The 9807-nt window shown below is 66.1% G+C and carries 11 protein-coding genes; 10 read left to right on the top strand and 1 reads right to left on the bottom strand.

Annotation, left to right across the window (positions count from 1 at the left end; all coding sequences use genetic code 11):
- The 4 genes from I71_RS35350 to I71_RS30320 form a co-directional block, all read left to right on the top strand.
- Positions 1 to 804, top strand: an 804-nt coding sequence (locus I71_RS35350; protein ID WP_375731233.1) for a hypothetical protein, incomplete at its 5' end; no start/stop codon positions are given.
- A gap of 173 nt (positions 805 to 977) precedes the next feature.
- Complete coding sequence (locus I71_RS30330; RefSeq protein WP_159107455.1) at positions 978 to 1661, top strand: hypothetical protein; 684 nt, start codon at positions 978 to 980, stop codon at positions 1659 to 1661.
- A 299-nt stretch (positions 1662 to 1960) separates the two neighbouring features.
- Entirely contained in the window at positions 1961 to 2470 is a 510-nt protein-coding gene (locus I71_RS30325; RefSeq protein ID WP_042703142.1) for a sigma-70 family RNA polymerase sigma factor, read from the top strand.
- Positions 2470 to 3435 (top strand): anti-sigma factor, encoded by a 966-nt coding sequence (locus I71_RS30320; protein WP_042703140.1) that lies wholly within the window; start codon positions 2470 to 2472, stop codon positions 3433 to 3435. Before I71_RS30325 ends, I71_RS30320 begins: the two co-directional genes overlap by 1 nt.
- A 30-nt stretch (positions 3436 to 3465) precedes the next feature.
- On the opposite strand, the gene I71_RS30315 is transcribed toward I71_RS30320, so the two are convergent.
- Positions 3466 to 4110: an alpha/beta hydrolase gene (locus I71_RS30315; protein ID WP_049976408.1), complete on the bottom strand. Its 645-nt coding sequence runs from the start codon at positions 4108 to 4110 to the stop codon at positions 3466 to 3468.
- 159 nt (positions 4111 to 4269) lie between these two features.
- On the opposite strand from I71_RS30315, the gene I71_RS30310 reads away from it, so the two are divergent.
- From I71_RS30310 to I71_RS30285, 6 genes are all read left to right on the top strand, one after another.
- Positions 4270 to 5061 (top strand): SRPBCC family protein, encoded by a 792-nt coding sequence (locus I71_RS30310; protein WP_042703138.1) that lies wholly within the window; start codon positions 4270 to 4272, stop codon positions 5059 to 5061.
- On the top strand, positions 5058 to 6239 hold the full coding sequence (locus tag I71_RS30305) for a zinc-dependent alcohol dehydrogenase (protein WP_042703136.1): 1182 nt from the start codon (positions 5058 to 5060) through the stop codon (positions 6237 to 6239). The genes I71_RS30310 and I71_RS30305 overlap by 4 nt, the downstream gene beginning before the upstream one ends.
- Positions 6240 to 6257: 18 nt before the next feature.
- Complete coding sequence (locus I71_RS30300) at positions 6258 to 6512, top strand: hypothetical protein (protein WP_042703134.1); 255 nt, start codon at positions 6258 to 6260, stop codon at positions 6510 to 6512.
- A gap of 105 nt (positions 6513 to 6617) precedes the next feature.
- On the top strand, positions 6618 to 7340 hold the full coding sequence (locus tag I71_RS30295; RefSeq protein WP_042703132.1) for a DUF6683 family protein: 723 nt from the start codon (positions 6618 to 6620) through the stop codon (positions 7338 to 7340).
- Positions 7341 to 7515: 175 nt separating this feature from the next.
- The gene (gene treZ / locus I71_RS30290) at positions 7516 to 9522 is read left to right on the top strand and encodes a malto-oligosyltrehalose trehalohydrolase (RefSeq protein WP_083897468.1); all 2007 of its coding nucleotides are present in this window, start codon (positions 7516 to 7518) and stop codon (positions 9520 to 9522) included.
- Between the two features lie 12 nt (positions 9523 to 9534).
- Positions 9535 to 9801, top strand: coding sequence for a glycogen debranching enzyme N-terminal domain-containing protein (locus I71_RS30285; RefSeq protein WP_042703129.1), 267 nt, complete (start codon positions 9535 to 9537; stop codon positions 9799 to 9801).
- The last annotated feature ends 6 nt before the right edge of the window (positions 9802 to 9807 follow it).

Here is a 9807-nt window from a genome sequence, read left to right as displayed (position 1 = left end):
GCATTTCCGGCTTGGTACAGAACCGACAACAGAACCGCCATCATCGCCAATCTGATCACCGCGTGCGTCGATCAGGGGATCAAAGGGCTGATTCTCGAATCATATGGCGAAGGCAATTTTCCGTCGGGCAACCCCGACACCCCGCAGGAGGGCGCGACCTACAGGGCGCTCGCAGACGCCAATGACCGCGGGGTGATCATTGTCGATTGCACCCAGGTTCTGGCCGGGGTGGTCAATGACAGCGCCTATGCCGCCGGTGCGTGGTTGCCGACGGTAGGGGCCCTGTGCCCTGCCGACATGACGCCGATGGCGGCCTTCGCCAAGCTGATGATTTTGATGGCGGCTGCCAAGCACCACAACTGGACGCACGCCACCGTCAAGACGCTTTTCCAGACCAACCTCCTGGGCGAGATGATCAGTGTCAACCGGTTGGACAGCCGCACCAACACCACGCTGCTGGCCAATATGACGATCACCGCGCTGGATGGCTCGGCGACCCTGACCAATGACCCGGTGAGGGGGCCGGTCCTGACCGAAAACCGGGATAGCAAGAAGAAGGTGCTGTGGTCGGCCTTCTCCGTTCCGCCGAGTGCTGCGGAAATGCCCGGTCGCTTGATCATGCAGAACGATGGAAATCTGGTCTATTACAACCGGCAGAGCAAGCCGATATGGGCGAGCAATACTTGGAAAGGCGAAGTCTCCTCGTCCTTCCTTACCTTGTCTGGCTCGGTAGACGATGGCAATCTCAAGCTACAGGTCTATGATTATTTGCATGGACAAGTGACAAGAACACTTTATTCGTAATCGTGATCAATTCGAGAATAAGGAATTTTTTCATGGTGGATATTCCCCGTAAATACTCCGGGGTCGTCGGCCCGGATAATCTCCTGCATCAGGTCGTCCGTCCCTCGGCCGAATTTTTTGGCGCACCGGATGAACATTATATTCCGGAGGCCTCCGTTTCCGTGAATATAGTCGTGCCGAAAGTGGAGACCATCCTGGTGCCGCAATATGGCACCCCGGTCGTCGGTGGTTCCGCCGGTGCCTACAATCCCGCCTGGGACTGCGATGGCGCCTTCATGTCGTACAAGTTCCAGCCCAACAACAATTGCTATGCCTATGGCTGCAACATCGCCTCCAACAGCTTTCCGCAGCCGGGACGCAGAAGCGGCTGTCTGCTGACTGCAGCCGATATGACCGGAACCGTCGAGCAGGTTGGCAAGATCGTTGCCGACTATGCGGTCAAGGATGGCCTGATTTGGATCGGCACGAGCATGGCCGATATCCTGGCTTTCAAGAGCAAGCACCCCCTGGTCGATCTGCCGCCCAACGGGGAGGTGGTGGTCCCCGGCAATGCGCTGAGCGGCCATTTCGTCGCGCTGATGATCTCGCCCGCCGGCACCGACGGCAATTGGGGCGGGGATTACCACTGGGCGCGCTGCGACAACTCCATGGGGGCCTGTGATTCGTGGTCGCAGAAGGACGGCGGCGATCAGGTGACCAATTTCGACTTCGCCGGCCATCCGATCGTCGATCCCTCCATCGCCAACTGGACGGTCAACCAGGGGCCGGTCAGCAAGCGCAATCCGGCCGAACTGATCGTCAGCTACGCCTTCTACGGCTTCCTGTTCGTGCCCGCCGGTCAGGTGACCATCATCTGACCGTTCGCGGCCGTCCAGCCATCTCCGCCGGTCCGGATCTCCCGGTCCGGCGGAAGCCTTTTCGGCACAAGCATGGCCTTGCCACACAAATTTTGCTGCAAGCTTCATAAAGTCTGGAATAAAGGATGCGCGGCGCGCGTTCGCACCCATATGCATCGGGTCTTCCCATCGGCCGAAGGGTCGAACGGGCCGGCCCGACCCTGGAGTTGCGGCGCCGTGTCGTCCCGTCCGTCCTTTCGGGAGGAGGGGGGAGGCCATGGCGTGAGCCGTGGCGTGATCGGTAAGGATCGGGTGCGCGGTTGAGCAAATTCGGGGTCGATCTGGAAGTCCACATCGCGTCCTTGCGGCGCTACGCGCGTGCGCTGATGCGCAACAGCGCCGATGCGGAGGATCTGGTGCAGGAGGCGCTGACGCGCGCGGTGGCGCGCGCCGACAGCTTCCAGGCGGGGACGAACCTGCGGGCATGGCTTTTCACCATCCTGCACAACGTCCACGTCAATCAGGTCCGTTCCAAGGCCGCCCGGCCGCAGGAGGTCGACGTCGACGACGTCGAATCCAAGCTGGTCAGCCCGCCCCGGCAGGAAGAGCGTGTCGAACTGCGCGAGATGATGCGGGCGGTCGACGAGTTGCCGGAGGAACAGCGCAAGGTGCTTCTTCTGGTGGCGCTGGAGGGCCTGAAATACGACGAGGTCGCCGACATGCTCGGCGTGCCGATCGGGACCGTCATGTCGCGCCTGTCCAGGGCGCGCGAGGCGGTGCGGGCGAAACTGGCGAACGAGGGTGGCGTTACCCTCCGGCGGGTGAAGTGATGAACGCGCATCAGGGATTGGGACGGGTCACGGAGGACGAACTCCACGCCTATGTCGATGGGCAGCTGGACGGCAACCGCCGTCTGGCTGTGGAGCGATGGCTGGCCGAGGATGCGGAGGCATCGCGCCGGGCGGAGGATTACCGCGCCCAGGCGATGCTGCTGCACGAGATGTTCGACACCGTCCTGCGCGAGCCGCCGAGCGACACGGTCCAGGAGTTGTCGGACCGGCTGAAGGGCCGCATTGCCTTCAACGACAACCGCCCGGCCTGGCACGCCCGCCCGCTGGTGCGCTTTGCCGCGGCTGTGATGCTGGTGGTCGCCGGTGCGGCCGGCGGCTGGATGGGCCGCGGCGTCGACCAGCAGGTTGCCGCACCGGTCGCCCAGCAGCGCCAGACGCTCGCGACCTTCGCCCAGGAAGCGACCCAGGCACACCGTTTCTACACCTCGGATGAACGCTTCCAGGTGGAGCTGGGGGCCGACAACCAGGACGAACTGAACGGCTGGCTGTCCAAGCGCATGGGCCGCGACGTGTTCGGTCCCGATCTGGGGCGCATCGGCTACCGTCTGATCGGCGGCCGCTCGCTGCCGACCGACCTCGGCGCCGGCGCGCAGTACATGTACGCCAACGACGGCAACAAGCGGATCACCCTGTTCGTCGGCGCTCCGCAGAGCGGCAACCAGTCCAACTTCAGCTTCACCCAGAACGGCGACGTCGCGACCTTCTATTGGGTCGAGGGGCCGCTGGCCTATGCGCTGGCCGGCCGCCTGTCCAAGGAGGAGCTGCTGGAGATCGCCAAGGCGGTCTATCAGGACGTAAAGGCCGGCCCGCCACGGCGCGAGGCTCCGCCGGAGCAGCAGCAACAGCAACCCCAACAGCAGCAGCAACAACCCCAACAGCAGCAGCAGGACCATCCGCCGGGCGTGCAGCCGATCAGCGACACGCAGAAGGCCAAGGAAAGCTGAGGAAAATTCCAGGGGCGCCGGTGGCGCCCCTTACCGTTCCAGCAGATACGTCTTCAACCAGTCGCGTACCTCGCGGCAGACCGCTTCGGATGCCTCCTCCAGCGCGTGCCCGGTGCCGGGGACCAGGACCAGCTTCTTCGGTTCGCATGCCTTGCGGTGGACATGGATGGAGCAGCTGGCCGGCAGGATGCCGTCCGCCTCGCCATGGATCAGCAGAATCGGACAGGACAGGTCGCCGACCGGATCGGTGCCATAGCTCTGGGTCGCCAGCGTCACCACGGTGCAGACCGCCCCACGGTTCGAGGCTGCCGCCTGGATCACCACGGCACCGCCAAAGGAATGTCCGACCAGCGCCACATGATGGATGCCCTGGCGACCGAGGAAACTCAGCCCGCACAGCACATCGTACACAGCCTCTGCCAGGTCGCGTGAATCGCGGAAGCACAGGCGCAGCGACGCCACGCCGTCGGCGGTGAAATCGGCGGCCAGGCGGGGATAGAGCCCGCATGCCGGCGTGTCGAAGCCGCCGCCGACCCCGCCGACCCACAGCACAGCCAACTCACCGCCGGGTGCCGGGTAATAGCGGGACTGGACCGGGCCGCGGTCGGTTTCCAGCGTCACAGGCCGAAAGCCCTCGGGGGCAGCGATGCCCATGGTGGCGTCCAGAAGAGGCACGGCATCCTCCCTTGCGATCTCTGCTGCTGGTGAGGCTAACAGCCCGGAAGCCACGCGGTTGCCGCTTACCACGGCAGATGAGGCGGCGGGGGAGGCAACGAAGCCGCAACCCGACTGTTCTCGGTCCATGGTCTTTGCACAGACGGGAAAGGAGCGGCGATGGCGTCGAACAGTCTGATCGGGCGGGGCCGCTGGCCGCAGCCGGACTCTTTTCTTTCGGGACTCGGCGCTGGCGAGGTCGCGACCGGTGGCCGCTGGCTTGCCATGGCGGGCGGTACGGCGCTCGGTGTGCTGGGATTGCAGCGGTCCGGGTGGGGTGGGGCGATGATGGCGCTGGGCGGCGCCGGTCTGTTCACAGCCGCCGCCCTTGGGCTGCGACCCTTCGGCGAGCGGTCGCTGGGCACAGCACCGAACCCAGGCATGTGGCGTAGACATGGTCCGGCCACCCGCCGCCGGTCGCTGACGCCGGAACGGACGCAGGCGGTGGTCACCATCGCGTCGGATGCCGGGACGATCTTCCGCTTCTGGCGCAACGTCGCCAACCTGCCGAAGCTGATGCCGCAGTTGGAGCGGGTCGATGTGCTGTCGGCGACCGAAAGCCGCTGGGTCGCCAAATCCGCGGGGGAGGATCTCAGCTGGCGTTGCGTGCTGGACCGGGTCGATGAGGACCGGCTGCTGACCTGGCATACGGTGGGCGGGACGGCACTGCCGCACCGCGCCTCGCTGATGCTGAGTCCGGCGCCGGGCGACCGTGGGACGGAGGTCCGGCTGACGCTGGTCTACCGCGTCCCGGCCATTGAGGTGGCGGCGCTGCTGGGCACCACGCCGGGCGGGCAAGCGGAAGAAGCGCTGCGCCGGCTGAAGCAGCGGGTGGAGACGGGCGAGCTGTCGACCGTCGAACGCCAGCCGCGGGGCGGAACCTCGGGCTCTTTCAGGGAGGCGAAGGAATGAAGGCGCTCTGCTGGAACGGGACCAACGACCTGCGGGTGGAGCGCGTGCCCGACCCGGTGCTGGTCAATCCGCATGACGTGATCGTCAAGGTCGTGCTGTCGTCGGTCTGTGGATCGGACCTGCATCTGATCGACGGCTATGTGCCGACCATGCGGCCCGGTGACATCATCGGTCACGAATTCCTGGGTGAGATCGTCGAGAAGGGGCCAGAGGTCCGCTATCTCAACCGCGGCGACCGGGTGATCACCGTATCGGTCATCGGCTGCGGCCAATGCGGGCACTGCCAGCATGGCGAAAGCTCGCTGTGCGACAACTCCAATCCGAACCCGGATTATGCCCGCTCTGCCTACGGCCATTGCGGTGCCGGGATTTTCGGCTACAGCCACGCCTTCGGCGGCTATGCCGGCAGCCATGCCGAGTATATCCGCGTGCCCTATGCAGACTTCAACGCCGTCCGCGTGCCGGAGGGGGTCAGCGACGAGAAGGCCCTCTTCGTTTCGGACGCAGCTCCGACCGGCTACATGGCCGCCGACATGGCCGGCATCAAGCCGGGCGACGTGGTGGCGGTGTGGGGTTGCGGCGGTGTCGGCCAGATGGCGATGCGCAGCGCCGCTCTGCTGGGGGCGGAGCGGGTGATCGGCATCGACCGCTTCCCAGATCGGCTGCGTGCCGCTCAGATGAAGGCGGGGGCGGAGACATTGGACTACAGCCGGGTCGACATCTTCGATGCCCTGCAGGCGATGACCGGCGGGCGGGGTCCCGACGTGTGCATCGACGCCGTCGGCATGGAGGCCGACGGCGCGTCGAACGCGGTGGAGGATCTGTATGATCGGGCCAGGCAGGCGGTCGGCTTGCAGACCGACCGGCCGGTGGTGCTGCGCCAGATGATCGAGAGCTGCCGCAAGGGCGGCACGCTGTCCATTGTCGGCGTCTATGGCGGGCTGGTCGACAAGTTCCCGATGGGGGCGGCGATGAACAAGGGCCTGACCTTCCGCATGGGCCAGCAGAATGGACAGCGTTATGCCGGGCGGCTGTTCGAGCACATCCGCCATGGCGATCTCGACCCGTCATACCTGATGACGCACCGGCTGCCGCTGGACGACGGGCCGCAGGCCTACCGCATGTTCAAGGAGAAGACCGACCACTGCCTGCGTGTCGTTTTCGCTCCGCAGGGATAGTGGAGAAGGGAGGGGCCAATGGAACTGGCCTATGCCTATCCCGCCGAACGCGGGCGGGGGGTGGAGGCGGAGATCGTCGGCATCCTGCGCGACCGCTTCGGCCATGTCGTGCAGCGAGGGCGGGATGAGCGGGATGCCGAACGCGGCGACCGGTCCGACGTCTTGGTGACGCTGGAGGTCACCGACGGGGCGGCCGAAGCGGCACTGGCCGTCCTGCGCGCCCATCCTCCGGTGATCGACGCCGCCGCGCGCAGCTTTGGCGAAAGGGTGTGAGGGGCGGCGGCATAGCCCGGTGGCGATACCTCCACCGGGAGTCTTCCCAGGCGGAGCGTCCTGTCGTCCGCTCTGCCTTCGGATGCGTCGGGAAGGGAGTGCGGGATGAGGAAGCTTTTGAGCATTGTCGCCCTGGCCGTTGCGCTGGGCGGGAGCGACGCCGCCGCCGAGCAGTTCATCAGCGACGGCTGGTCCTGGACCATCCTTGTTCCGTCCGTTGCCCAGACCGACATCCTCGGCAGCCATCTGCGCGAACTCAGGAACCGGGACGAACGGCGCGACACGCGTCCGCCCGACGTCTCGCGGTTGGGCTACATCCCGTCGAAGGCGCGGCGCAGCGCCAACCTCGCCGCGTTCGTCAAACGGACGCGGGCGGTCGATCCGAACGGCGCCGCCGATCTGCAGCGGCTGTTCGCCGAGGGCGACGTGATCGAGCGGATCAGGGCGCTGATCGCCCCCGTCGGGTTGCGGATCGACAATCTCGCCGATGTCTATGCGCTGTGGTGGATCACCGCTTGGCAGGCGGTGCAAGGCGACAACGACACGCTGGGCCGTGACATGTATGCCGCTGTCCGTGCCCAGGCCGCGCGTGCGCTGAACAATGCCGGCGGTCCCACCAGGGCATCCGATGCCGCGAAGCAGGAACTTGCCGAAGCTCTGCTGGTACAGACGGCGCTGATCGACGGGGCGGTGGAGCAGGCGAAGCGCAATCCCGCGCGGATGCGGCAGGTCCGTACCGCCGTTGCCAAGGGCGCGAAGAGCATGGGGCTCGACATGGCTGCAATGGAGATTACCGGCGGCGGCTTCGTTCTCAATGGCAAGCGGTGAAGGGAGTCCGCGTCGCCCGGTCTTCCGAGGCAATTGTCGGCCGCTGAATCCGGTAACCAATCAAATTCATAGATCCGGAACAATTTGCGCTGCCCGGCGCGACCCCGCTGCCCCGCCGCTGTTAACCATACCCGCACCGCAAGTCCGCATCATCCAGCCGGGGGCCGTTGCCGTGATGATCTCTGCCGCAACTCCGCCTGTCGAGGCACAGCCCACCGTCAAGCGCCGCTGGCCCATCGGGGTGGAACTGCTGCCCGGCGGCGCCCATGCGCGGGTCTGGGCGCCGGAGGCGATGCAGGTGGAACTGGTCGCCGAACCGGATGGCTGCGCGACGGCCCTGGGGGGCGAGGGGAACGGCTACTTCTCCGGCACGGTGCCGGGGCTGGGGGTGGGCGCGCTCTATCGTTTCCGGCTGGACGGCGGAGAGATGCTCTATCCCGATCCGATGTCGCGCTTCCAGCCGGAGGGGCCGCAAGGGCCGTCGCAGCTGGTCGATCCGCACCGCTTCGCCTGGAGCGACCAGGGGTGGCAGGGCCGCGCCATCCGGGGGCAGGTGATCTATGAGATGCACATCGGCACCTTCACGCCGGAAGGCACCTGGGAGGCAGCGCTGAAGCAGTTGCCGGCGCTGGCCGATCTCGGCGTGACGGTGCTGGAGGTGATGCCGGTGTCGGAGTTTCCCGGCCGTTACGGCTGGGGTTATGACGGGGTGAACCTGTTCGCACCGACACGCCTCTATGGCGATGTCGACGCGATGCGGCACTTCGTGGATGGGGCGCATCGGCTGGGGCTCGCCGTCATTCTCGACGTTGTCTACAATCATTTCGGTCCGGACGGCAATTACCTGAAGTGCTTTGCCAAGGATTACTTCACCGACCGCTACAAGAATGACTGGGGCGAGTCGATCAATTTCGACGGTCCCAATTCGGGGCCGGTGCGGGAGTTCTTCCTGACCAACGCCGCCTTCTGGATCGAGGAGTCTCATCTGGACGGGCTGCGGCTGGACGCCACTCAGGCGATCCACGACAACAGCGAAGCACGGGGCGAGCCGCACATCCTGACCGAGATCTCCCTTGCCGTTCGTAAGGCGGCCGGCGGGCGTGCCACCATTCTGGTGGGGGAGAACGAACCCCAGCATGCCAGCATGGTGCATCCGGCGGAGAAGGGCGGCTGCGGCCTCTGTGCCATCTGGAACGACGACCTGCACCATTCGGCCATGGTGGCGCTGACCGGGCGCACCGAAGCCTACTACACCGACTATCGCGGCACGCCGCAGGAGTTCGTGTCGGCGTCGAAGTACGGCTTCCTCTATCAGGGGCAATGGTATGGCTGGCAGGGCAAACGGCGCGGCATGCCGGCCTACGGGGTGCCGCGGCCGGCCTTCGTCTGCTTCCTGCAGAACCACGACCAGATCGCCAACTCCGCCCGCGGCCTGCGGCTGCACGCGCTGACCACGCCGGGGCGGTTGCGGGCGATGACGGCGCTGATCCTGCTTGGACCCGGCACGCCGATGCTGTTCCAAGGGCAGGAGTTCGCCGCCAGCGCTCCCTTCCTCTACTTCGCCGACCACAAGCCGGACCTGGCGGATCTGGTTGAAAAGGGCAGGGCGGAGTTCCTGGCGCAGTTCCCCGGCATCGCCGGGCCGGCAATGCAGGCGGTCCTGCCCAAGCCCCATGCGGAGGACAGCTTCACCCGCTGCAAGCTCGACCACCGGGAGCGGGAGGCGAATGTGCATGTCTGGAAGCTGCACCGCGACCTGCTGCGCCTGCGCCGCGAGGATGTGGTCTTCGCCGCCCAACGGGTTGGCGGGCTGGATGGCGCCGTGCTGGGCGAGGAGGCCTTCGTCCTGCGTTACTTTGGGGAGGAGGGCGACGACCGGCTGGTGCTGGTCAATCTGGGACGCGACCTGATTTTGCGCGCGCTGGCCGAGCCCTTGCTGGCGCCGCCATCGAATGGGGCCTGGATGGTGCTGTGGTCCAGCGAGGATCCCGCCTATGGCGGCTGCGGCACGGCACCGGTGGAACAGCCGGACGGAGCGTGGCGCCTGCCCGGCCATGCGGCGTTGGTTCTGGGACCTGCGCAGGATTTTCCGACGAAAAGCGACCCAACGAAAAGTGATGGGGACGGAGGCAACACAACCCCGGTCATCGTGGTTTTCCAAGGGTCGGAAACCGATAGCTGAGCGTAGGTCACCATGGCTGATTTCGTCCGCACCCTGTCGCGCGAGGTCCTGAACACTGGTCCGAACGGCGCCGAAACCCGCGAATGGCTGGTCGCCAACGGGCTGGGAGGCTATGCCTCCGGATCGGTGTCGGGGGCGGTGACACGGCGCTATCACGGGCTGCTGATCGCCGCCCTGCCGGCCCCGCTCGGCCGCGTTCTGATGCTGAGCCAGTTGAGCGACGTGGTCATCGATGCCGACGGTCACCAGTACCGGCTGAGCTTCCGCGATACGGGGTGATCCGGC

The sequence above is a fragment of the Azospirillum sp. B506 genome, from assembly GCF_000333595.1.
Classification (GTDB): Bacteria; Pseudomonadota; Alphaproteobacteria; order Azospirillales; family Azospirillaceae; genus Azospirillum.
The sequence above is the reverse complement of the archived record's forward strand: the minus strand, read 5'-3'. Positions and strand labels throughout refer to the sequence as shown.